Origin of the sequence: Amycolatopsis viridis (assembly GCF_011758765.1) — a bacterium.
GTDB lineage: Bacteria > Actinomycetota > Actinomycetes > Mycobacteriales > Pseudonocardiaceae > Amycolatopsis_E > Amycolatopsis_E viridis.
In genome coordinates, this window is the sequence record NZ_JAANOU010000001.1 from 4,989,009 (window position 1) to 5,010,825 (window position 21,817).

General features: G+C 71.7%; 24 protein-coding genes. 7 read left to right on the forward strand and 17 right to left on the reverse strand.

Annotated features, from left to right (window positions below; translation table 11 throughout):
• Position 1: 1 nt before the first annotated feature.
• From FHX46_RS24680 to FHX46_RS24705, 6 genes are all read right to left on the reverse strand, one after another.
• Positions 2-844 (reverse strand): carbohydrate ABC transporter permease, encoded by an 843-nt coding sequence (locus FHX46_RS24680; protein ID WP_167099893.1) that lies wholly within the window; start codon positions 842-844, stop codon positions 2-4.
• Positions 844-1,794, reverse strand: coding sequence for a carbohydrate ABC transporter permease (locus FHX46_RS24685; protein WP_167119539.1), 951 nt, complete (start codon positions 1,792-1,794; stop codon positions 844-846). The genes FHX46_RS24680 and FHX46_RS24685 overlap by 1 nt, the downstream gene beginning before the upstream one ends.
• Positions 1,791-3,107 (reverse strand): ABC transporter substrate-binding protein, encoded by a 1,317-nt coding sequence (locus FHX46_RS24690; protein ID WP_167119542.1) that lies wholly within the window; start codon positions 3,105-3,107, stop codon positions 1,791-1,793. The genes FHX46_RS24685 and FHX46_RS24690 overlap by 4 nt, the downstream gene beginning before the upstream one ends.
• A 157-nt stretch (positions 3,108-3,264) precedes the next feature.
• On the reverse strand, positions 3,265-3,798 hold the full coding sequence (locus FHX46_RS24695; protein ID WP_167099902.1) for a general stress protein: 534 nt from the start codon (positions 3,796-3,798) through the stop codon (positions 3,265-3,267).
• A gap of 84 nt (positions 3,799-3,882) precedes the next feature.
• Positions 3,883-5,079: an acyl-CoA dehydrogenase family protein gene (locus FHX46_RS24700; RefSeq protein WP_167119545.1), complete on the reverse strand. Its 1,197-nt coding sequence runs from the start codon at positions 5,077-5,079 to the stop codon at positions 3,883-3,885.
• A 77-nt stretch (positions 5,080-5,156) separates the two neighbouring features.
• Positions 5,157-5,990, reverse strand: coding sequence for an SPFH domain-containing protein (locus tag FHX46_RS24705; protein WP_167119548.1), 834 nt, complete (start codon positions 5,988-5,990; stop codon positions 5,157-5,159).
• Positions 5,991-6,332: 342 nt separating this feature from the next.
• On the opposite strand from FHX46_RS24705, the gene FHX46_RS24710 reads away from it, so the two are divergent.
• From FHX46_RS24710 to FHX46_RS24720, 3 genes are read left to right on the forward strand one after another with little or no spacing between them, the layout of a single operon-like run.
• Entirely contained in the window at positions 6,333-7,625 is a 1,293-nt protein-coding gene (locus FHX46_RS24710) for a magnesium transporter MgtE N-terminal domain-containing protein (protein ID WP_167119551.1), read from the forward strand.
• The gene (locus tag FHX46_RS24715; RefSeq protein ID WP_167119554.1) at positions 7,618-8,139 is read left to right on the forward strand and encodes a DUF1003 domain-containing protein; all 522 of its coding nucleotides are present in this window, start codon (positions 7,618-7,620) and stop codon (positions 8,137-8,139) included. Before FHX46_RS24710 ends, FHX46_RS24715 begins: the two co-directional genes overlap by 8 nt.
• A 9-nt stretch (positions 8,140-8,148) precedes the next feature.
• On the forward strand, positions 8,149-9,303 hold the full coding sequence (locus FHX46_RS24720) for an Mrp/NBP35 family ATP-binding protein (protein WP_167119557.1): 1,155 nt from the start codon (positions 8,149-8,151) through the stop codon (positions 9,301-9,303).
• A 274-nt stretch (positions 9,304-9,577) separates the two neighbouring features.
• On the opposite strand, the gene tatB is transcribed toward FHX46_RS24720, so the two are convergent.
• From tatB to sigE, 4 genes are all read right to left on the reverse strand, one after another.
• A complete protein-coding gene (gene tatB, locus FHX46_RS24725) occupies positions 9,578-9,988 on the reverse strand; it encodes a Sec-independent protein translocase protein TatB (RefSeq protein ID WP_167119559.1) in 411 nt (136 codons plus the stop codon).
• 102 nt (positions 9,989-10,090) lie between these two features.
• Entirely contained in the window at positions 10,091-11,617 is a 1,527-nt protein-coding gene (locus FHX46_RS24730) for a S1C family serine protease (protein ID WP_167119562.1), read from the reverse strand.
• A gap of 81 nt (positions 11,618-11,698) precedes the next feature.
• The gene (locus FHX46_RS24735) at positions 11,699-12,355 is read right to left on the reverse strand and encodes an anti-sigma factor family protein (RefSeq protein ID WP_167119566.1); all 657 of its coding nucleotides are present in this window, start codon (positions 12,353-12,355) and stop codon (positions 11,699-11,701) included.
• Complete coding sequence (gene sigE / locus FHX46_RS24740) at positions 12,352-12,969, reverse strand: RNA polymerase sigma factor SigE (protein ID WP_167121652.1); 618 nt, start codon at positions 12,967-12,969, stop codon at positions 12,352-12,354. Before sigE ends, FHX46_RS24735 begins: the two co-directional genes overlap by 4 nt.
• Positions 12,970-13,132: 163 nt before the next feature.
• On the opposite strand from sigE, the gene FHX46_RS24745 reads away from it, so the two are divergent.
• On the forward strand, positions 13,133-13,771 hold the full coding sequence (locus FHX46_RS24745) for an O-methyltransferase (RefSeq protein WP_167119569.1): 639 nt from the start codon (positions 13,133-13,135) through the stop codon (positions 13,769-13,771).
• A gap of 110 nt (positions 13,772-13,881) precedes the next feature.
• Entirely contained in the window at positions 13,882-14,661 is a 780-nt protein-coding gene (locus FHX46_RS24750; RefSeq protein ID WP_167119572.1) for a helix-turn-helix transcriptional regulator, read from the forward strand.
• 7 nt (positions 14,662-14,668) lie between these two features.
• Here FHX46_RS24750 and FHX46_RS24755 read toward each other — a convergent pair whose 3' ends face one another.
• Complete coding sequence (locus FHX46_RS24755) at positions 14,669-15,832, reverse strand: MFS transporter (protein WP_167121653.1); 1,164 nt, start codon at positions 15,830-15,832, stop codon at positions 14,669-14,671.
• Positions 15,833-15,934: 102 nt separating this feature from the next.
• On the opposite strand from FHX46_RS24755, the gene FHX46_RS24760 reads away from it, so the two are divergent.
• Complete coding sequence (locus FHX46_RS24760) at positions 15,935-16,864, forward strand: LysR family transcriptional regulator (RefSeq protein WP_167119574.1); 930 nt, start codon at positions 15,935-15,937, stop codon at positions 16,862-16,864.
• Between the two features lie 10 nt (positions 16,865-16,874).
• Here the strand turns inward: FHX46_RS24760 and FHX46_RS24765 are convergent, their stop codons facing one another.
• Entirely contained in the window at positions 16,875-18,290 is a 1,416-nt protein-coding gene (locus FHX46_RS24765; RefSeq protein ID WP_167119576.1) for a leucyl aminopeptidase family protein, read from the reverse strand.
• Between the two features lie 72 nt (positions 18,291-18,362).
• The gene (locus FHX46_RS24770; RefSeq protein ID WP_081617745.1) at positions 18,363-18,530 is read right to left on the reverse strand and encodes a DUF3117 domain-containing protein; all 168 of its coding nucleotides are present in this window, start codon (positions 18,528-18,530) and stop codon (positions 18,363-18,365) included.
• A 167-nt stretch (positions 18,531-18,697) separates the two neighbouring features.
• On the opposite strand from FHX46_RS24770, the gene FHX46_RS24775 reads away from it, so the two are divergent.
• Positions 18,698-19,492 carry an enoyl-CoA hydratase-related protein gene (locus FHX46_RS24775; protein WP_167119579.1) on the forward strand — a complete coding sequence of 265 codons (795 nt, stop codon included), beginning with the start codon at positions 18,698-18,700 and terminating at the stop codon, positions 19,490-19,492.
• Positions 19,493-19,530: 38 nt separating this feature from the next.
• On the opposite strand, the gene FHX46_RS24780 is transcribed toward FHX46_RS24775, so the two are convergent.
• The 4 genes from FHX46_RS24780 to FHX46_RS24795 are packed head-to-tail and all read right to left on the reverse strand — an operon-like array spanning position 19,531 to position 21,798.
• Positions 19,531-20,100, reverse strand: a complete 570-nt coding sequence (locus FHX46_RS24780) for a DNA-3-methyladenine glycosylase I (RefSeq protein ID WP_167119582.1) — start codon at positions 20,098-20,100, stop codon at positions 19,531-19,533.
• A complete protein-coding gene (locus tag FHX46_RS24785; protein WP_167119585.1) occupies positions 20,097-20,552 on the reverse strand; it encodes an SRPBCC family protein in 456 nt (151 codons plus the stop codon). Before FHX46_RS24785 ends, FHX46_RS24780 begins: the two co-directional genes overlap by 4 nt.
• Entirely contained in the window at positions 20,549-20,851 is a 303-nt protein-coding gene (locus FHX46_RS24790) for a DivIVA domain-containing protein (protein WP_167119589.1), read from the reverse strand. The genes FHX46_RS24785 and FHX46_RS24790 overlap by 4 nt, the downstream gene beginning before the upstream one ends.
• Positions 20,848-21,798 carry a glucosyl-3-phosphoglycerate synthase gene (locus FHX46_RS24795; protein ID WP_167119591.1) on the reverse strand — a complete coding sequence of 317 codons (951 nt, stop codon included), beginning with the start codon at positions 21,796-21,798 and terminating at the stop codon, positions 20,848-20,850. The genes FHX46_RS24790 and FHX46_RS24795 overlap by 4 nt, the downstream gene beginning before the upstream one ends.
• Positions 21,799-21,817: the final 19 nt, after the last annotated feature.

The following is a 21,817-nucleotide window of genomic DNA, read 5'->3' on the forward strand; positions in this document are numbered from 1 at the left end:
GCTACCCCTTCACCGCACCGGAGGTCAGCCCCGCGACGATGCGGCGCTGGAAGAACAACACGAACAGGATGATCGGGACGGTGATCACCACGGCCGCGGCGCAGATCGTCCCGGTCGGGTCCTCGAACTGGGAGGCCCCGGTGAAGAACGACAACGCCGCCGGCACCGTCCGCGACGCGTTGGTCGAGGTCAGCGAGATGGCGAACAGGAAGTCGTTCCAGCAGAAGATGAACACCAGGATGGCCGTGGTGAACACCCCCGGCGCGGCCAGCGGCGCGATCACCCGCCGGAACGCCTGCCCCGGCGTGGCGCCGTCCATCTTGGCGGCCTTCTCCAGCTCCCAGGGGATCTCGCGGAAGAACGCCGACAGCGTGTAGATCGCCAGTGGCAGGGCGAAGGTGATGTAGGGCAGGATCAGCCCCGGCCAGGTGTCGAACAGCCCGAGCGTGCGCTCGATGTTGAACAGCGGGCTCACCAGCGACACCTGCGGGAACATCGCGATCAGCAGCGAGACGCCGACCAGCAGCTGCTTGCCGGGGAAGTCCAGCCGCGCGATCGCGTACGCCGCCATCGTCCCCAGGACCACCGCGATCAGCGTCGCGATGAGCGCGATGCCGATCGAGTTGATCAGCGCCCGCACGAAGTCCAGGGTCTGGAAGATGTCCCCGTAGTTCTGCAGCGTCCACGAGCGCGGGATGAACTTCCCGTCGTCGATCGTGTCCTTGGTCTTCAGCGACAACGACAGGATCCACAGCACCGGGACCAGCGCGTAGACCACCACGACGATGTCGATCAGCGTCCACCGGGTCTTGCGGGCGGTGGTGACCGCTCCACCCATCACCATCAGCGCTTCCCTCCCTGGTCACTGCCCGGCGCCGCAGTGCCGAACAGCTTGATGAAGATGAACGCGATGATCGCGACCGTGATGAAGATCAGCACCGACATCGTGGACCCGATCCCCAGGTTCAGACCCTTGATCAGGTTGTTGTAGGTCTGCATGGACACCGACGACGTGTTGTTCTGCCCGCTGGTGAGCACGTAGATGTTGTCGAAGATGCGGAACGCGTCCAGCGTCCGGAACAGCAGCGCCACCAGGATCGCCGGCTTCATCACCGGAACCATCACCTTGATGAACCGCTGCCACGCGTTCGCGCCGTCCATCGCCGCCGCCTTGAGCAGGTCGTCCGGCACCAGCGCGAGACCGGCCATCAGCAGCAGCGCCATGAACGGCGTCGTCTTCCACACCTCGGCGAGGATGATGATCGCCAGCGACGGGATGTACTGCGTCAGCGGAGCCGAGTTCCCGGCGAGGGTGTTCGCCAGGTAGCCGGTGTCCGGCGTCCACGCGTAGTACCACGAGAACGCCGCGACCACGGTCACGATGCCGTACGGGATCAGCGAGACGGTGCGCACCAGGCCGCGCCCGACGAGCGTGCGGTGCATGATCAGCGCCAGCAGCATGCCGAGCACCAGCTCGACGGCCACCGAGATCACTGTGATGACCATCGTGGTGGCGAACGCGGTCCACCAGTAGGAGTCGGACAGCACGGCCGCGTAGTTCGCGAGCCCCACGAACTCGGTGTCCTGCGGGAACCGCAGGTCGTACCGCTGCAACGACAACCAGACCGAGTAGACGATCGGATAGGCGGTGACCGCGACCATCACGATCGCCGCGGGTGCGCAGAGCAGCCACCCCAGCCGCCGCTCCGCCCGCTTCCCTTCGCTCAGCGCCGGTTTGCCGGATCTTGCCGTGGTCTGCCGCGGTGTCGCCGAAACGTCCTCGACCGTGCTCACGGAATCACCCCTTTCGAGTTCAGCGCGTCGGTCAGCTTGCTGCGCAGCTCGTCGGCCGTCTTCTGCGGGTCGATCTTGGACGGCGGCGACAGCACCTTGGAGATGACCGTCGACAGGCTCTGGTACGCCGGGGTCAGCGGGCGCACCGCGGCGTCCTTGAGCGCGGCGAGGATGGTGTCCCGCATCGGGTACGCGGTGGCCATGCTCGGGTTGTTGTCCGCGTCGACCGGTTTGGCCGGGTCGAGCGGGGTGTTGTCGGTGTAGAGGGACTCCAGGCTCGGCGGGACGCCGTCCTTGACCGCGGAGAACTTCTGGTTGTCCCGGTTGCGCAGGCACAGCGCCGCCTCGAACGCTTCCGGCTTGTGCTGCGAGGTGGTGCTGACCGCCAGGTCGTAGCCACCGATCGTGGTCTTCGCCGGGACGCCGGGCTGGACGGACGGGTAGGTGGACCACTTGAAGTGCGCCAGGTCCTTCGGCTGCTCGTCGGCGTAGGACGCGTAGACGAACGGCCAGTTCAGCTCGAACGCGCCGTTGCCGCGCTGGAACGCCTGCCGGACGTCGTCCTCCTTCTGGTTCGTCAGGGACGGGTCGGTGATGCCGCTGGAGGTGACCCGTTTGAGGATCTCCAGCGCCTGCACCGCACCCTGGTCCATGACGACCGACTTGCCGTCCTCGGACAGGATGTGCCCGCCCGCGGAGGCGACCAGGGTGTTGTAGATGACCACCAGGCCCTCGTACTGGGCGCCGGTGAACAGGATGTTGTGCGGCTTGCCCGCGGCCTTGAGCTGCTCGGACTCACCGACCATCTGGTCCCAGGTGGCCGGTGCCTGCGGCGTGATCCGGTCGTCGTACCAGAGCAGCTGGACGTTGGTGTTCTTCGTGGCCGCGTAGAGCTTGTCGTTCCAGGTCGCCGTGGCCAGCGGGCCGGGCAGCACGCCCGCCTCGGCCTGCGCCTTGTTCGCGCCCGTCCACTCCTCGGCCCAGCCGGCCTCGGCGAACTCCGGCACCCAGGTGACGTCCAGGCCCAGGATGTCCAGGCCCTTGTCACCGGCGGCGAGCCGGCGCGCCATTTGCAGCCGCTGGTCGTCGGCACCGCGCTGGAGCTTGTTGTAGACGATCCTGTAACGCCCGGCCGCCTGCGCGTTGCAGTTGTCCACGACCTTCTGGAACGTGTCCTCCGGCGCGTAGTACAGGTTGAGCGTGATCCCCTGATCGGATCCGCAAGCGGTGACGAGACCAGCGGTCAGCATGCCCGCGCCGACCACCGCCGCCATCCTGCCGGGCGGCCTGCCCCGCCCCGTTCCGTTCCCCATGAGGCCTCCTCCTCGGCACGCGGCCGGCGGGAGACCCACCCCACACGCCGTCGTGCATGCAATCAAGCAACCCGAGGCTGTCAACCCGAGTCGCACGATCGGTGGGAAGTCAAACTATTCCCAGCGATCACGGGCCGCAACCGCTGGAGGTCACGATTCAGCCGGTTGACCCGGATGGCCGCATCGCGAGCTTCGCGAGCAGGTTGCGGCCCTGCTCGGCGTTCCGCGGCTGGCACAGCACGTCGTACCGGCCGGCCACGAGCTGGCTCGCCGACGCGAAGTCCCGGCGACCGCGCGAGGAGGCGTAGCTGATGGCGGCGAACACCAGCCCGAACAGCACACCGGAGGCCAGACCGACCAGGATCGGCTGGTAGGTGACCGTCGCGCCGGAGGCGAACATCGCCAGCAGGAAGCCCACGAACAGGCCGAACCAGGCTCCGGACATCGCGCCCGTCATCAGGACGCGGCCCCACGACAGCCGGCCCAGCACCCGTTCCACGAGCATCAGGTCGACGCCGACGATGGTCACGTCCTCAACCGCGAACTGGTTGTCGGCGAGGTAGTCGACGGCCCGCTGCGCCTCCTGGTAGGTGGCGTACGACCCGATCGGCCATCCGGTGGGCGGTGTCGGCAAGCGCGGCAGACCCTGTGCGGGGCGGCCGCCGGAGCTGAACGGGCTGGTCACGGTCATCACCTGTGCTGTCGTAGTGATCGAGTGACTTCATCCTGCCAACCCCCATGGAACCACGCGAACCCGACACTCCAGGGGCTCCGGTCAGGAGCGGGACTGGTAGTCGCGCAGGAGGCCGCGGCTGATGATGGTTTTCTGGATCTCGCTGGTGCCCTCGCCGATGAGCAGGAACGGCGCCTCGCGCATGAGCCGTTCGATCTCGTACTCCTTGGAGTAGCCGTAGCCGCCGTGGATGCGGAACGCGTCCTGCGTGACCTCGGCGCAGTACTCCGAGGCGATCAGCTTGGCCATGCCGGCGGCGACGTCGTTGCGTTCGCCGGTGTCCTTCAGCCGGGCCGCGTTGACCATCATCAGGTGCGCCGCCTCGACCTTGGTGGCCATCTCGGCCAGCTTGAACGCGATCGCCTGGTGCTGCGCGATCGGCTTGCCGAACGTCCGGCGCTGCTGCGCGTACTCGATCGCCAGCTCGAAGGCCCGGATCGCGATGCCGCACGCGCGCGCCGCGACGTTCACCCGGCCGACCTCGATACCGTCCATCATGAACGAGAACCCGCGGCCCGGCGCCTCACCCAGCACCTGCGACGCCGGGATCCGGAAGCCGTCGAACACCGCCTCGGTCGTGTCGACGCCCTTGTAGCCCATCTTGTCGATCTTGCCCGGGATGGTCAGGCCCGGCGCGACCTCGCCGAAGCCCTCCGGCTTCTCCACCAGGAACGTCGTCAGGTTCTGGTGCGGCTTGCCGGCATTTTCGTCGGTGCGCACCAGCAGCGCGATCAGGTTCGACGAGCCGCCGTTGGTCAGCCACATCTTCGACCCGTCGATGACGTAGCTGTCCCCGTCGCGCCGCGCCCGGGTCCTGATGGCGGCGACGTCGGAGCCGAGGTCCGGCTCCGACATGGAGAACGAGCCGCGGATCTCGCCGGCCGCCATCCGCGGCAGGTACTTCCGCTTCTGCTCGTCCGTCCCGTGCCGGGAGATCATGTGCGCCACGATGAAGTGCGTGTTGATCACGCCCGACACGCTCATCCAGCCCCGCGCGATCTCCTCCACCACCAGGGCGTAGGTCAGCAGCGACTCGCCCAGCCCCCCGTACTCCTCGGGAATCGTGATCCCGAACAGCCCCATCTCCTTCATGCCCGCGACGATGTCGGCCGGGTACGCGTCCGCGTGCTCCAGTTCCTGGGCGTGCGGGATGATCTCCTTGTCCACGAACGACCGGACCGTGGACAGGATCTCCGACTGCACCTCGGTGAGGCCGGCGGTCTGGGCCAGACGGGCCATGGGGCGACTCCTGTCGTCTGCGGGACGTGTTACCGGCGAGTATGGCCGCCGGGGGACCCGCCCGCATATGGCGCGTCTCACCCAGCGGCTCGGTCCTCCTGCTGGCGGGGAATCGTGGCGTGGCCGTTCACCGGCTGCTCGGCGGCCGGCTTGTCGGGCTGGGCGGTCTGTCGTTCGAGAAAGCGCAGCAGCTCCACCGGGAACGGCAGCACCAGCGTCGAGTTCTTCTCCGCCGCCACCTGCACCACCGTTTCCAGCAGCCGCAGCTGCAGCGCCGACGGGGTGTCGGCCATGACGCCCGCCGCCTCGGAGAGCTTGTGCGACGCCTGCAGCTCACCGTCTGCGGAAATCACCCGTGCCCGGCGCTCCCGCTCGGCTTCGGCCTGGCGCGACATCGAGCGCTTCATCGACTCGGGCAGGGCGACATCCTTGATCTCCACCCGGTCGATGTGCACGCCCCAGTCCAGGGCCGGGCTGTCGATCATCAGCTCGAGCCCCTGGTTGAGGCGCTCCCGGTTGGACAACAGGTCGTCCAGGTCGCTCTTGCCGATGATCGAGCGCAGCGACGTCTGCGCCACCTGCCCGACGGCGAACCGGTAGTCCTGCACGTTGATCGCGGCGACCACCGGGTCGATGACCTTGAAGTACACGACCGCGTCCACGCGGACGGTGACGTTGTCCCGCGTGATGCCCTCCTGCGCGGGCACCGGCAGGGTGACGATCTGCATGTTCACCTTCTGCAGCCGGTCGGCGCCCGGCACCAGCAGGGTCAGGCCGGGCTCGCGGACGGCGGACCGGACCCGGCCGAACCGGTAGACCAGCCCGCGCTCGTACTGCCGGATGACCCGGACGCTGGTGGCGAGCCCGGTGACTCCCACTGCGGCGACGATGGAGACGATTTCGGCCAGCATGGCGGCTCCCGGGGGTGCGTGTCCCTTGACGCGATGTTACCCCGGTCACAGCGGATGGGAAGTGCCTGATCAGAGACCCTGGCGGCCCGCGGATGCGGCCCCGTTCGTCCCCCGCTGCCCGGACGGGCCCGAGCACCGGGGACCTACCGGCGGAACTGTCCACCTGGGACGGGTCCGGTCGTTCCGGCCCCCCGCCACCCGGCCCCGATTCCTGCGGTGGCACCGGTCCACCCGGTCCACAGTGGAAGCGCGGCCGAGCGGCGGGCCGCGCCCCAGGACAGTGCGCACGCGCGGGCACGCGCTGCGATCGCCGAGCACGCCGCGCTCGAATAGTGTGACGGCATGGCGGGAGTGAACAGGGTCTTCGCCGCCCAGCTGGCCGGCCTGCCGGTGTTCGGGCCGGACGGCGAGTCGATCGGCAAGGCGCGTGACCTGGTCGCCGGCCTCCGGCTCGACCAGCAGCCGCCGCGGGTGCTGGGGCTCGTCGTCGAGCTCGCCACCCGGCGCCGCGTCTTCGTCCCGATGCTCCGGGTCACCGGGATCGAACCCAACGCCGTCACGCTCGCCACCGGAACGGTCAACATGCGCCGGTTCCACCGGCGGCCCAACGAGGTGCTCGTGCTCGGGCAGCTCATCGACGCCCAGGCGCACCTGGCGTCCACCGGTGCGCGGGTCACCGTCGCCGACGCGGCCATGGAACCGCTGCGCAGCCGGGACTGGGTGCTGGCGAAGCTCGCCGTGCGGGAACGCTCCAGCCGGCTCGGGCTGGGCCGCCGGCGGTCGTCGCTGCAGGTCCTGCCGTGGTCCGACGTGCGTGGCCTCGGCCTGACCGATCTCACCGGCCAGCCGCAGGGCGCCGGGCAGCTGCTGATGCTGTTCGACACGATGCGCGCGGTGGACATCGCGGCGACCATGCGGGACCTGCCGACCAAACGGCGGCATGAGGTGGTCGACTCGATGGACGACGAGCGGCTCGCGGACGTGCTGGAGGAGCTGCCCGAGGAGGACCAGAAGGAACTGCTCGCCCACCTGGCCGAGGAACGCGCCGCCGACATCCTCGAAGCGATGAACCCGGACGACGCCGCCGACCTGCTCGCCGAACTCGCACCGGCCGACCAGAGCAGGCTGCTCGAGCTGATGCACCCGGACGAGTCCGAACCGCTGAAACGCCTGCTCACCTACTCCTCGGACACCGCGGGCGGCCTGATGACGCCGGAACCGGTCATCCTCACCCCGGACGCCACGATCGCCGAGGCACTGGCCCACATCCGCAACCCGGACCTGCCCGCCGCGCTGGCCAGCCTGGTGTTCGTGTGCCGCCCGCCCACCGAGACCCCCACCGGGCGGTACGTCGGCTGCGTGCACTTCCAGCGCCTGCTGCGGGAAGCGCCGGCGGAACTGGTCGCCACCGCCGTGGACACCGACCTGCCCGCGCTCGGCCCCGACGCCACGCTGCCGGAAATCACGCGCTACTTCGCGGCCTACAACCTCGCGTGCGGACCGGTCGTGGACGACCAGGACCACCTCCTGGGCGCCGTCACCGTCGACGACCTGCTCGACCACCTGCTGCCGGACCGCTGGCGGGAGACCGGGCTGCACGACATCACCGAAGGACAGGAGATCGACAGTGCCTGAGCTGACCACGCGACGCCGTCTCGACCAGCCCCGCGCCGGGCGGGGTCTGCTGGTCAGTATCGACCCGGACAGTTTCGGCCGGGTGTCCGAACGGCTGGCCCGCTTCCTCGGAACCGGGAAGTACCTCTTCTGGCAGACCCTGATCGTCGTCGTCTGGATCGCGATCAACCTCGGCGCGGCCACGCTGCGCTGGGACCCGTACCCGTTCATCCTGCTCAACCTGGCGTTCTCCACCCAGGCCGCGTACGCCGCACCGCTGATCCTGCTGGCGCAGAACCGGCAGGACGACCGCGACCGGGTGTCGCTGGAAGAGGACCGGCACCGGGCGGCGCAGACGAAGGCCGACACCGAGTTCCTGGCGCGCGAACTGGCGGCGCTGCGCCTGGCCGTCGGCGAGGTCGCCACCCGCGACTACCTGCGCGGGGAGCTGGACAAGCTGCGCGAGGACCTCAACACCAAGCCCCGGCGTGGCAAAAGCAATAGGGCCCAGGCGGAGACCATTACCGGTCCGTAGCATGGTGGGGTGACCAGTACGCAGCAGATCCCCAGCGTCGAGGACGTCCGCGCGGCGCTGAAGGACGTTCACGACCCCGAGATCCGCAAGCCCATCACGGAACTCGGCATGGTCAAGGACGTCACGGTCGGCTCGGGAGACACTGCCGGTGTCGTGACGGTCTCGGTGTACCTGACGGTGGCCGGTTGTCCGCTGAAGGACACGATCACCAAGGACACCCAGGCCGCGGTCGGCAAGCTCGACGGGGTGCGGGAGGTGCGGGTCGAGCTCGACGTGATGAGCGACGAGCAGCGCACCGCGCTGCGGAAACAGCTGCGTGGGGACGCGGCGGAGCCGGTCATCCCGTTCGCCCAGCCCGGCTCGATGACCCGGGTGTACTGCGTGGCCTCCGGCAAGGGCGGGGTCGGCAAGTCCAGCGTGACGGTCAACCTCGCGGTGGCGATGGCGCAGCGCGGGCTGTCGGTCGGGGTCGTCGACGCCGACATCTACGGGCACTCGGTGCCGCGCATGCTGGGCGCGCGCGAGAAGCCGACCAAGGTCGAGCAGATGATCATGCCGCCGCAGGCGCACGGCGTGAAGGTCATCTCGATCGGCATGTTCACCCCGGGCAACACCCCGGTGGTGTGGCGTGGCCCGATGCTGCACCGGGCGTTGCAGCAGTTCCTCGCCGACGTGTTCTGGGGCGACCTGGACATCCTGCTGCTCGACCTGCCGCCGGGCACCGGTGACATCGCGATCTCGGTGGCGCAGCTGATCCCGAACGCGGAGATCCTGGTCGTGACAACCCCGCAGCAGGCGGCCGCCGAGGTGGCCGAGCGCGCGGGTGCGATTGCGATGCAGACGCGGCAGCGGCTGGCCGGCGTCATCGAGAACATGTCGTGGCTGGAGACCCCGTCCGGGGAGCGGATGGAGATCTTCGGTTCGGGTGGCGGCCGCACGGTGGCGGAGTCGCTGAGCAAGTCGGTGGGTACCGAGGTGCCGCTGCTGGGCCAGGTCCCGCTCGATCCGCGGCTGCGCGAGCAAGGGGACGCCGGAACGCCTCTCGTGCTGGCCGAACCGGACGCCCCGGCGTCGGAGGTGCTGCGCGACGTGGCGAAGAAGCTGTCCGTACGGGCCCGCGGCCTGGCCGGCAAGATGCTGAACCTCAGCCCCAGCGGCCGCTGACCAGGAGCCCCACACCGCTCCCGGTCACCGTGTTGACCCGTCGGCGCGCCGTGTCCGCCGCTCCCGGCGCCGTGTTCGCCGCTCCCGGCGCCGTGTTTGCTACTCAGGGCAGCGAATTGGCCCGTGTGCTTCAGCCGGTTCGGGTTCGGGCGCCGCTCGCGCTGACGGCGATCGGTGAACTGGGGCTCGTGCCGTGCATTCGCGGCGGCGGACGGGTCGAACGCGACCCGTTGTCCACGCCAAAACCGGCGCGTCGCCGCAGGCGAGCCTCGGCTCAGGTGGCGTCCGGGTCGACCGGGGGCTTCTCGCCGGGCTTGAGGGTCTCCGGCTCCGCCTTCGCCGCCGGGCCGGTGGCTGCGGGGTAACCGTTGGGCTTCGTGCTGCCGCCGGACAGGCCGTTGATCCCGAGCGGGTCCGGGTCGCCGTCGAACAGGTGCTGCGTCACCGCGCGGCGGGGGTCGAAGTTGCGCAGCTGCCGCAGATCCTCGAGCGGTTTCTGGAACTGCTCGAAGTCCGAGCCCATCTCCTCCTTGAGCTGCTGCCGTGCCCCGTTCGCGAACTCGCGCACCTTCCGCACATTGCGGCCCAGCCAGGCGGCGGCCTCGGGCAGACGCTCCGGCCCGAGGATGAACAAGCCCGCGACGATGAGGACGAGGATCTCGCCCCAGCCAACGCTGTCGAACATTCGCGAACCTCCGCCTCACCCGGCCGTAGCTTCCTCAGATTACCCCGTCATCCGGCCCGTCCGGACCCGCCGAGAGGAGTTCACACTGCGTCCACCTGGCAGTCAGTCCGAGCCCAGCGTCACATCCACGACCAGCGTGCGACCCTGGCGCACCAGCTGCACCGGCACCGTTTCGCCGATCCCGTGCTGCCGCACCGCCACCGTCAGCTCGGCCGCGTTGCGGACCAGCCGGCCGCCGAGCTTGGTGATGACATCGCCCTCCGCGATGCCGGCCCGGGCGGCCGGACCGCCGTCGGCGACGTTGAGCACCTGCGCGCCCTCCGACGTCTCCGCCGCGACCGACGCCGCGTTGACCCCGATGTCGGAGTGTTTGACCTGGCCACTGCTGATGAGCGTGCGCGCGATCTTGATGGCGTCGTCGGCGGGGATCGCGAACCCGATGCCGATGCTGCCGCCGGAACCGTCCGCACCGCCGTCGGTGCGGATCGACGAGTTGATGCCGACCAGCGCGCCCGTCGAGTCGACCAGCGCCCCGCCGGAGTTGCCGCGGTTGATGGGCGCGTCGGTCTGGATGGCGTCGTAGGTGACCGGTGGCTCACCGTTGTCCCCCGCCGCGGTGACCGGCCGGTGCAGCGCACTCACGATGCCTGAGGTCACGGTGTTCTCCAGACCCAGCGGCGAGCCGACGGCGATCACCGAATCACCCGGTTCGAGCTTGGCCGGATCGCCGATCTGCAGCACGACCGGGTTGCGCACCGCCACCTTGATCACCGCGAGGTCGGTCTTCGGGTCCGTCCCGACGATGCGCGCCTCGGTGCGGGTGCCGTCGGTGAACACCGCGGTGATCTTGGCCTGCGGGTCGCTCGTGGCCAGCGAGACGACGTGGTTGTTCGTGATCGCGTAGCCCTGCGGGTCGATCACGACCCCCGAGCCGACACTGCCGGACTGGCCGGACTTGACCTCGATGGAGAGCACCGCGGGCGCGACCCGTTGCGCGATGTCCGCGATCGACCCGGGCGCGCGCTCCTTGCCCGCCTCGGCCTCGGAGATCGTCGCCGACCCGGTCAGCGCATCGCCCGCGCCGCCGAGCCACCAGCCGATCAGACCGCCGACCGCGCCGATGAGCAGGCAGACCACCCCGAGCAGGCCGAGCGCGACCGGCTTGACCCGGCGGCCGAACAGCAGCTCGGGCAGGGACAGCTGCGCGCTGCGCGGGCGGGTGGCGTCCGCGTCGTCCTCGTCACCGGGCTCCAGGGCGGGCCGGCCGAGCACGGCGGCGGACCCCGGATCACGCCACGGATCGGTGACGCGCGACCACAGCGGCGGCTCCGGATCGCCACCGGGCCGCCTGCCGTTGTCCCCGGCGGGGCGCTGGAGCTGAACGTCCTCGGCGCCGGGCGGGCGGCCGAACGCCTCGGCGAGCGACTCGGGCGCGGGCGGAGCCGAGACCACCTTGTCGCCGTTGCGCGTGCCGGGGGTGTAGAGCTTGTCGAACGCGCCGTCCACGCCGCGCGGGCGGCCGAACACACCCGCCTCGGCCGGATCCACCGGCGGCCGAGCCAGGGGCCGCGGCGCCAGCCGCGGTTCGGCCTGCGGCGCGCTGTCCTGTGGCGGATTCGGCTGGCTCATCGTTCCCCGGGTGGCTGGCTCGTCGTGCTGTCGGCGCGACCCTACGCCACCGATTGTCCCGGGCGGACGGTGAAGGGCGCGTCAGCGCCCGGCCACGGGCGTGGGAGCCGTCGTGGTCGTCGTGGCGGTCGCCGGGGTGGCGGGCTCGCCACCGAGCTGGGCCCGCAGCACACCCGGTGCGGGCGCCGGACCCGGCTCCGGGTTGGACGGCGTGGGGTCGGCGCTGGTCGCCGAGGTCGCGACGAGCGCCAGCGCGCTCAGGACGAGACCGGACACGGCCACTCCCGCCCCCTGCGCGACGCGGCGCCGCACGGACGGCTGGCGCTGCGCGCCCAGTACTGCGGAACCGCTACCGAGTGGCGCGCTCGACCCGAGCGGCGCCGAAGATCCGAAAGGGGACGATTGGAGACCGGCCACCCGGTCGGGTCGCTGGATCGCCACCAGCTGCCCGTCCTCGGTCATCGCGAGGTTGTCCGGGCTGGTCGGCAGGTCGGTGTCCTGCGGGATGTTGCGCAGCACCGCCATCAGGCCGGCGGGCATCGACGGCGCCTGCGCGTGCCGCACGGCCGCGCGCACCTGGCGTTGTGAGGTGACCTCGGCAGCGCAGATCGGGCACCGCGCGACGTGCGACGCGGCGCGCTCACGGGCGCCCAGGCTCATCTCGCCGTCCACGAAGGCGACGACGGCGTCGGGAAGCAGGTGAGACTCGGGCAGGCCCCAGCCTCGCGGTTCGCTCATGCGGAAACCCCCACGGACTCCTCCTTCGCCGCCCGGCGCCGTTCGAGCGAGGCACGCAGCGCCTGCCGGCCGCGGTGGATCCGGCTGCGCACGGTGCCCAGCTTCACGCCGAGCGTCGCACCGATCTCCTCGTAGGACAGTCCTTCGACGTCGCACAGCACCACGGCGGCGCGGAACTCCGGCGGCAGCTCGTCGAGCGCGGCCTGCAGGTCCGGATCCAGGTGGGTGTCGCTGTAGACCTGCTCGGGGCTCGGGTCGTCACCGACGATGCGGTCGGTGTCCTCGGGCAGCCCCTCCATGCGCACCCGGGAACGGCGGCGCGCCATATCCAGGAACAGGTTCGTGGTGATGCGGTGGAGCCAGCCTTCGAAGGTGCCGGGCTTGTAGGAGGCCAGCGAGCGGAACACCCGGATGAACGTCTCCTGGGTGAGGTCCTCGGCGTCGTGGCTGTTGCCCGTCAAGCGGTAGGCGAGCCGGTACACCCGGTCGCCGTGCTCGCGGACGACCTCGTCCCACGACGGCGGAGTCCACGCGGACTCGTCCACCGTGACCGGCTGGCCCTCGGCCTGCTCGTTCTTCAGGCTGTTCTGCATCGTGGGGGACGGCACCTCCATCAGGCTGTTCTCCCAACTGATCTCTCCAACGCGGGCCATCGGCTCTGTGTTCCCAGCATGACCGCTCTCCTTATGGAGGTGGTGAGACGAGACTGAGAGTCACCTGAGAGAACTGTGCACGTCCTGCACGGGTTTGACGGCGGCCGGCGCTAACCTTGCCCGCGTGACCTCCGAGACGCTCGCGGCGAGTGGCGGCGACCACGCCGAGGGCTACCTGCCCGGCCACCCCGCCGACGCCGCGCTGCTCACCGCGCGCGTGCGGGCGGAGGAGCTGGGCTGCGCGGTGCTGGAGCCGGACGCCGGGGCGGCGCTGTGCTTCCTCGCGACCAGCCTGCGCGCCCGCGCGGTGGTCGAGATCGGCACCGGCGTCGGGGTCAGCGGACTCTACCTGCTGCGGGGCATGGCCCCGGACGGCGTACTGACCTCGATCGACATCGAACCGGAGCACCACCAGGCGGCGCGTCGCACGCTCCGCGAGGCGGGGTACCCGCCGGGCCGGACGCGGTTGATCATGGGCCGGGCGCTGGACGTCCTGCCGCGGCTGACCAGCGGCGGGTACGACCTGGTGTTCGTGGACGCCGCGCGGGCGGAGTACCCGCGCTACTACGAGCACGGGGTGCAGCTGCTGCGGCAGGGCGGGGTGATCGCGTTCCACGGCGTGACGGACGCGGCCCGCGGCGAGCGGCGGGATCCGGCGCTGCTGGCGGCGCGCGAGCTGGCGCGGGCGATCCGCGAGGACGAGCGGCTGGTGCCGGCGCTGCTGCCGGTCGGCGGGGGGATGCTGGTCGCCGCGGTGCAGTGACGCTGGTCCGTGTCGGCACGCGGACCGGGAGTGACGCCGCTCGAAATTGTCGTACCCCTGGGGCACGATCTGCTCATCTGGAACTGTCCGGATCGGCGAGGGGTCGGCACATGCGTGAGGCAGTCGTCAGCGCCGCGCGGTTCATCAGCACCCGCGTGGCGGAACCCATCGGGCTGGGGGACGTCGCGGACCACGTCGGCTACAGCCCGTTCCACCTGGCGCGCGTGTTCGAGCAGGAGCTGGGCCTGCCGCCCGGCCAGTACCTCACCGCGCGGCGGTTCGAGAGGGCCAAACAGCTGTTGTTGCGCAGCGACGAGCGGATCATCGACGTCTGCAACGCGGTCGGGTTCTCCGCGCCGGGCACGTTCACCACGCGGTTCACCGCGGCGGTGGGCGCCACGCCGGCCGGGTTCCGGCGGCTGCCGGAGGTCCTCGCCGGCTCGCCGCCGCGCCCGGTCGTCCTCCCGGGCCGTGATCGCGCCGGCGGCACGGTCATGGGCACGGTCCGGCTGAGCCCGGCGGCGGCGCTCGCGCTCGGCCCGGACCCCGCGGTGTACGTCGGCCTGTTCCCGAAGCGCGTGGCGCGCGGGTTCCCGGTCAGCGGCACGCTGCTGGCGCAGCCGGGTGATTTCCTGCTCGGCGGCGTCCCGCCGGGCACCTACTGGGTGCTGTCCTCGGCACTGCCGGGCCGGGCCGGCGCGGCAGCGCAGCTCCTGCCGGGGCGCAGCGTGGTGGGGGCGTCCTCCCGGACGGTCCACGTGTCGGCCCAGGCCCCGGTCCACCAGCGGGACGTGCACCTCGACGTCGGCGAGGACTGGTCGACGCCGGTCCTGATCGCGCTGCCCGCTCTCGCCTCGGCCGGTGCCCAGGACCGGCGGAGGCACCGGTGATGCGAGGTCAGGCCGGCACCGCCGCGCGCGAGCGGGCCCGGCCGGTCAGGCGCGCCACCGCCAGCCCGGCCAGCGCCAGCCACAGCACGGCCACCCCGACGAGCCAGCTCCAGCCGAAGTGGCCGAACACCACGCTGCCGAGCGTGCCGCCGACGCTGCTGCCCAGGTAGTAGGCGAGGGTGTAGGCGCCGGACGCCTGACCGCGCGCACCCTCGGGGGCCTCGGCCGCGGCCCACCCGTTCGCCACCGCGTGGGCGGCGAAGAACCCGCCGGTGAGCACCACGAATCCGGCCACCACCAGCGACAGCGAGTCGGGCAGGGTGAGCAGGATCCCGGTCGCCATCACGGTCAGCCCGCCGAGCACCGCCCGCCGCCGGCCGAACCGGGCGACCAGCCGTCCCGCGTTCGAGGACGACACCGAGCCCACCGCGTAGGCCAGGAACACCAGCGACGCGACCGCCGGCGACAGGTTGAGCGGCGCACCGGTCAACCGGAAACCGGCCGCGTTGTACATCGCGACGAAGGCGCCCATCGCGAGCATCGCCACGCCGTACTGCACCAGCAGCACCGGCCGCCGCAGCGCCAGGCCCAATCCGCTCAGCACGTTCGGGGACCGCTCCCCCGGCGCGGTCCGTGCGGCGCCGGGCAGCGCCAGGATCGTCATCGCGCTGAAGACCAGCGCCACCCCCGCGACGACAGCCAGTGCGCCGTGCCAGCCCAGCGCCCCGGCGCTGAACCCGGCGGACAGCCGGCCGAGCATGCCGCCGACCGTGTTGCCCGCGATCATCGCCCCGACCGCCGCGGCCACCCCGGTCCTGCCGAGCTGCTCCACCAGGTACGCCGAGGCGACGCCCGGGAAGCCGGCGATCGCCACCCCCTGCAGCGCCCGCAGCACGAGCAGCACCGGGTACGACGGCGCGAGCGGCATCACCAGGCCCAGCACAACCGACAGCGTCACCGACGCGATGATGATCGGCCGCCTGCCGACGATCTCCGACAACGCCGCGATCGGCAGTACCGCGATCGCCAGCGCCCCGGTCGCCACCGACACCGCGAGCGAGGCCGAACCGGGGTCGAGGTGGAACTGCGCGGCGAGCTGCGGCAGGACCGGCTGCGGGGCGTAGAGCAGCGCGAACGAGGAGATGCCCGCGGCGGCGACCGCGAGCTTCACCCGGCGGGTGTCCGGAGGGGCGGGCACATCGACTGACACGACCTCGAAAGTAAGCCTCGCTAATCAATACGTCCAATACGATGAAGTGGCATCATCCATACTGTGTCGTATGAGAGTGCCGGGGAAGCGTCCGACCAGCGGCTGGCCGCGCGACTGGCGCCCAGCCTGGCTCTGCTGGCGGCCGTCCGGGACACCGGCAACATCACCCGTGCGGCGGAACGGCTCGGCGTCCCGCAGCCAACGGTGAGCCGCCGGCTCGCCGCGCTGTCCGAGGTCGTCGGGGCGCCGCTGACCCAGCCGGACGGGCGCGGGGTGCGCCTGACCCGGGCGGGCGAAATCCTCGCCGCGAGCGCCGTCCGGGCACTCACCGCGGTCGAAACCGGCGTGCGGCAGACCCGGGAGGAGATTTCACCGGACAGCGGGCACGTGGTGCTGGGTTTCCTGCACCTGCTCGGCCGGTGGCTGGTCCCCTCGTTGCTGCACGACTTCCGGGCCGGCCACCCGGGCGTGCGGTTCTCGCTGGTCCAGGGGTCGCGGCAGCACGTGCTGGACCGTCTGGCCGGCGGCGAACTGGACCTCGCCCTGGTGGCGCCGCTGCCCGACGACCCGGCGCTGGACAGTTTGGCGCTGTCGGAGCAGGAGCTGCTGCTGTCGGTTCCGGAGGCGCACCCGCTGGCGCGGCGCCGCCGGATCCGGGTCGCCGAGCTGGCCGACGAGCCGTTCGTGACGCTCGAGCACGGCTACGGGCTGCGGCAGATCGTGGACGACCTGTGCGCGGCAGCCGGGTTCGAGCCGAAGATCGCGTTCGAGAGCCAGGAATCGGACACCGCCCGGGGACTGGTGGCGGCGGGACTCGGGGTCGCGCTGCTGCCGCACTTCGCGGGCGCCGCACCGGCCGGAGTGGTGGAGGTGCCGCTGTCCCCTCGGGTCAGCCGCACGATCGGGGCGGCATGGCGGGCGGGCGAGCACCTGACCCCGGCGGTGCGCGCCTTCCGCGACTACGTCCGCGCGCACGGCACGCGCTACGCCTGATGCGCCCGGTCTAGGCCTGGTCCGACCCGAACGCCTCCGCGAACGCCACCAGCGTCCGGGCCGCGAAACCGGTCGCGCCGGGGACCACTTCCGCGTAGGGCTTCTCGGCGCGGGCAGGACCCGCGATGTCCAGGTGGGCCCACGGCAGGCCCTCGGTGAACTCGCGCAGGAACAGCGCCGCCGTGATGCCGCCGGGACCACCGGGCGCCTGCTTGACATCGCCCAGCTCGCCGCGCACCGCGTCGGCGTGGGCGTCCAGCAGCGGCATCCGCCACCACGCCTCCCCGACGCTCGCGCCGGCCTCGCGGATCTCGTCGGCCAGCTTGTCGTCCGTTGCGAACAACCCGCCGGTCCGCAGGCCCAGCGCGACCTTCATCGCGCCGGTCAGGGTCGCCACGTCGACCACCGCGTCCGGGCTGAACCGGCGGATGCCGTACACCAGCGCGTCGGCCAGCACCATCCGGCCCTCGGCGTCGGTGTTGGACACCTCGGTGGTCCGCCCGCCGTAGTGCCGCACCACGTCGCCCGGCCGGTACGACGACCCGGACACGTGGTTCTCCGCCGCCGGTACCAGCGCCGTCACCCGCACCGGCAGGCGCAGCGCGGCGATCGCCCGCGCCGCGGCGATGACCGCGCCACCGCCGGCCATGTCGGTGCGCATCAGGTGCATCCCGTCGGCCGGCTTCACGGACAGGCCGCCGGTGTCGAACGTGATGCCCTTGCCGACCAGCAGCAGGTGCCGGAGCGCGCCGCGCGGCCGGTAGGTCAGCTCGATCAGCCGCGGCGGGCTCGCCGAGCCGCCGCCGACCGCGAGCACCCCGCCGAAGCCCTGCGCGGCCAGCCACTGCTCGTCCCGGACGGTGGCGGACAGGCCGGGCACCTCGCCGGCCAGACGCGCGGCCGTGTCCGCCAGCCACTCCGGGTTCTTGATGTTCGACGGGGTGTTCGCGAGGTCGCGGGCCAGCGCCGTCGCCTCCGCCAGCGCCCGCACGCGCGCCACGACCCGCTGGTGCCCGGCGTCCTGCGTGATCAGCCGCAGGGTGCGCAGCGCACCCGGGCGGGCGTCCGCACTGACCCGGAAGCGGTACCCGCCGAGCAGGGCACCCAGCGTCAGCTCCGCCACCTGCTCGCCGGTGGTGTCCGCGGGCAGCTCGACCTGGACCGCCGGGGCGGCGTCGGCGGCCTCCCGGGCGAGCGCGGCGCCCGCGGTGCGCCACCGCGCGGGCTCACCGTCGCCGATCCCGACCAGCCAGCGGGCGTCCGGACCGGGCATGCGCCGGACCTCACCGGCCGTGCCCGAATGCTCCGCACCACCGGCCGGGCCCGCCGGAACCAGGACGACCCGCTCGGCGCCGCGACGGCGCTCGCCGGCGACCTCGACGTCGATCAGCCGGCTGGGAACGGACGGCAGGGGAAAGCGCGCCATCTGGCGACCTCCTGGGACTCGGGGACTGCGGCCGCGCGTGACGTCAGCCGGTGACGACGGGACGGGAACAGCTCAGCTGGTGGCCTCCTGCAGGGCGACCCCCAGGTCCTTGGCCTCTTCGGCCGACAGCTCGACGACAAGTCGCCCACCGCCCTCGAGCGGAACGCGCATCACGAGGCCCCGCCCCTCCTTAGTCACCTCGAGGGGACCATCTCCGGTCCGGGGCTTCATGGCCGCCATAGCGTGCTCCCTCCGTATCAACCGGCGCGCCCGGGTCGCGCTCTTCAAGCCAACCGGGTCAGGCCCATTCTCCCTCATCAGGATGGGCGCGCGAACGCGGACCGATCTTTTCGTGTTTGCTTGGGTCTTTGGTATCCCCCGTAGCCGATGTATCAGGAGGACCTCCGGTGACCTCAGAGGACGTGCTGCTCACCGCCGACGCCGACGGCGTCCGCACCGTGACGTTGAACCGCCCCGCCGCGTACAACTCGCTCACCGTGGAACTCAAGGAGCGCCTGCTGGCCGCGCTGCGCGAAGCAGCCGGGGACCCGGCAGTCCGCGCGGTGGTGCTGACCGGCGCCGGCAAGGCGTTCTGCGCGGGCCAGGACCTCAAGGAGCACGTCGGGCTGCTCCAGGCGGGTGACCCGGCGCCGCTGCGCACGGTCCAGGACCACTACAACCCCATCGTCCGGGAGATCGTCGGCATGCCGAAACCGGTGATCGCGGCGGTCAACGGGCCCGCCGCGGGCGCTGGGGCGGCCTTCGCCTACGCCGCCGACCTGCGCATCGCGGCGTCCTCGGCCAACTTCCTGATGGCCTTCGCGAACGTCGGGCTGGGTCCGGACTCGGGCGCGTCGTGGACGCTGCAGCGGCTCGTCGGGTACGGGCGGGCGGCCGAGCTGATGCTGCTCGCCCGCACCGTCGACGCCGGGGAAGCGCTCTCCCTGGGACTGGTCACCGAGGTTGTCGGGGACGAGGAGCTGGCCGGCCGGGCCCAGGCGGTCGCGGCGAAGCTGGCCGCCGGGCCGACGGTGAGCTACGCCAAGATCAAGCAGGTGCTCACGGTCGCCGCGGAGGGCTCGCTGGAGGACGCGCTCGCCGCCGAGGACGCCGCCCAGACGGTGCTCGGCTCGACCGCCGACCACCGTGAGGCGGTGGAGGCGTTCGTCGCCAAGCGCAAGCCGCACTTCCAGGGCAAGTAGGGCGGGTCGCGGTTGGCGGAGCGACGGCCGGCGCTGGGTCACGAGGTCGCGCGGAAGCAGGTCGCCAGGTGGTCGTCGACCATGCCGGTGGCCTGCATCAGCGCGTAGCACGTGGTCGGACCGACGAAGGCGAACCCGCGCTTCTTCAGTGCCTTCGCCATGGCCGTGGACTCGGGTGTGATCGCCGGGATGTCGGCCATGGAGCGCGGGCGCGGCCGCTCCCCCGCCGGCGCGAACGACCACAGCAGCTCGTCGAGCGGCTGGTCCAGCGCGGCGACGGCGCGGGCGTTGGTGATCGCGGCGAGGATCTTCGCCCGGTTCCGCACGATGGCGGCGTCGGCCATCAGGCGCTCGACGTCGTCGTCGCCGAACAGGGCCACCTTCTCCGGCACGAACCCGGCGAACGCGGCCCGGAACCCGGCGCGCTTGCGCAGGATGGTGATCCAGGACAGCCCCGACTGGAACGCCTCCAGGCACAGCCGCTCGTACAGCGCGTCCTGCCCGTGCACCGGCACGCCCCACTCGGTGTCGTGGTACTCGGCGTAGTCCGGGGCCGAGTTCCCCCACGGGCACCGCGCCACCCCGTCGGCGCCGACCGTCGCCGTCATGCCTGCCCCACCGTGTAACCCTCCGCGAACCTGGCGAACCGTTTCAACGAGTACCGCAGCCCGAGCACGAACGCGGGCTTGACGACCGGCCAGCCCAGCTGCCCCGCGGGCCCGAGCGGCGGCACGAGGCTCTCCGCCCAGACGAACGTGGACCGGTGCGGCCCCTTCGCGTGCACGTGGAACGCACCGGTGCCCTTGACGACGCTGCCCAGGTGACGGACCGTGCAGCGCACCGGCGGCTCCCAGCTGGTGATCTCCATCGGGTCGGTGAGCCCCACCCCGCGCACCCCGGTGAACGCCGTCAGCTTCGACCCGACGCTGCGGCCGTCGCCCTCGGCCACCTCGACGGAGGTGCCCAGCATCCACTCGTGCTGCCGCTCCCAGTCGGTCAGCGCGAGCCACGTGGTGCCGGCGTCCGCCCGCACGTCCACCGACAGGACCAGATCGATCATCCCGACGTCTGCCGTTCCGCCTCGAGCTGGGCGACCCGGTGCCGGAGCGTGTCGATCTCGCCGCCGAGGCGCCGCATCACCCAGTCCACTTCGGACATCTTGTACCCGCGCAGGACGAGCTGGAAGCGCACCTTCCGCACGTCCTCCCCGGTGATGTCGCGAACCGGCAGCCGCGTCGGCGAGCTGCCCGGCGGCAGCGGCGCGAGCTCCTCGCCGCGGCCGAACACGACGGCGGCCAGCAGGAACACCACCGCCGCCACGAGCAGCATGATCACGAGGTAGATCAGGGCGGTCGTCACGCTGGAAATCGTGTCACACCGGGCCGCGGTTCGTCCCGCGAGCGCACCTGCCGCATCGGCGGCCGGTCGGCGACCAGGACGTCGGTGACCTGCGGCACCCACGTCCCGTCGGCGGGCACGAACTGGGTCAGCGCACCGGAGGCCCCCGCGTCGATCCCGCAGCGCGCCAGCGCCGTGCCGAGGATCTGCCGGGCCATGACGCCCAGCTGCAGCAACGACCGGTTGCGGTGCTTGCGCACCCCGAGGTTGACCTGCGCGAGCCCGTCCATGCCGTACCGGGCCTCGGCGTCGAGCAGCAGCCCGATCTCCACGCCGTACCCGGCGGCGAACGGAACCGACTCGAGGAACTCGCGGGTCGCCGCGTACTCGCCGCCCAGTGGCTGGACCACGGACGCCAGCGCGGGCCGCAACGCGGACAGCACCGGCCGGGCGAGCAGCTCGGTGACCCGCCCACCGCCGGTGCCGGCCTCGGCCGTCTCCAGCCGCAGCGGCCGCCGGTAGAACCCCTTCACCAGGTGCACGTCCTCGGCGAGCAGCAGGGGGCCGAGCAGGGCGGGCACGAACCCGGGGTCGGGGTCGACCAGGTCGGAGTCGAGGAACACGACGAGGTCCCCGGTGGTCGCCGCGAGCGACCGCCACAGCACCTCGCCCTTGCCGGGCAGCGGTTCGAGGTGCGGCAGCACGTCCTCGCGGCGCACCACCCGCGCGCCGGCCGCCGCGGCGACCTCGATCGTCGCGTCCGTGGAACCGGAGTCCACCACCACGAGCTCGTCGACGAGGGTGCCGGCCAGTGGCCGCACCGAGGCCACCACGTCACCGACCGTCTCCTCCTCGTCGAGCGCGGGCAGCACCACCGACACGGTGCGGCCCGCTTTCGCCCGAACCAGGTCAGCCGGGTCGAAATCGGGCTCCTGCCACGTGCGCCGCGCGAACCAGCCGGTGTCCATGACCGCCGATCGTGCCATG

Coding starts and splice junctions, on each gene's coding strand:
- FHX46_RS24680 (WP_167099893.1), bottom strand. CDS start 844: ATGGTGATGGGTGGAGCGGTCACCACCGCCCGCAAGACCCGGTGGACG.
- FHX46_RS24690 (WP_167119542.1), bottom strand. CDS start 3,107: ATGGGGAACGGAACGGGGCGGGGCAGGCCGCCCGGCAGGATGGCGGCG.
- FHX46_RS24695 (WP_167099902.1), bottom strand. CDS start 3,798: ATGACCGTGACCAGCCCGTTCAGCTCCGGCGGCCGCCCCGCACAGGGT.
- FHX46_RS24700 (WP_167119545.1), bottom strand. CDS start 5,079: ATGGCCCGTCTGGCCCAGACCGCCGGCCTCACCGAGGTGCAGTCGGAG.
- FHX46_RS24705 (WP_167119548.1), bottom strand. CDS start 5,990: ATGCTGGCCGAAATCGTCTCCATCGTCGCCGCAGTGGGAGTCACCGGG.
- FHX46_RS24710 (WP_167119551.1), top strand. CDS start 6,333: ATGGCGGGAGTGAACAGGGTCTTCGCCGCCCAGCTGGCCGGCCTGCCG.
- tatB (WP_167119559.1), bottom strand. CDS start 9,988: ATGTTCGACAGCGTTGGCTGGGGCGAGATCCTCGTCCTCATCGTCGCG.
- FHX46_RS24730 (WP_167119562.1), bottom strand. CDS start 11,617: ATGAGCCAGCCGAATCCGCCACAGGACAGCGCGCCGCAGGCCGAACCG.
- FHX46_RS24735 (WP_167119566.1), bottom strand. CDS start 12,355: ATGAGCGAACCGCGAGGCTGGGGCCTGCCCGAGTCTCACCTGCTTCCC.
- sigE (WP_167121652.1), bottom strand. CDS start 12,969: ATGGAGGTGCCGTCCCCCACGATGCAGAACAGCCTGAAGAACGAGCAG.
- FHX46_RS24750 (WP_167119572.1), top strand. CDS start 13,882: ATGCGTGAGGCAGTCGTCAGCGCCGCGCGGTTCATCAGCACCCGCGTG.
- FHX46_RS24765 (WP_167119576.1), bottom strand. CDS start 18,290: ATGGCGCGCTTTCCCCTGCCGTCCGTTCCCAGCCGGCTGATCGACGTC.
- FHX46_RS24770 (WP_081617745.1), bottom strand. CDS start 18,530: ATGGCGGCCATGAAGCCCCGGACCGGAGATGGTCCCCTCGAGGTGACT.
- FHX46_RS24780 (WP_167119582.1), bottom strand. CDS start 20,100: ATGACGGCGACGGTCGGCGCCGACGGGGTGGCGCGGTGCCCGTGGGGG.
- FHX46_RS24785 (WP_167119585.1), bottom strand. CDS start 20,552: ATGATCGATCTGGTCCTGTCGGTGGACGTGCGGGCGGACGCCGGCACC.
- FHX46_RS24795 (WP_167119591.1), bottom strand. CDS start 21,798: ATGGACACCGGCTGGTTCGCGCGGCGCACGTGGCAGGAGCCCGATTTC.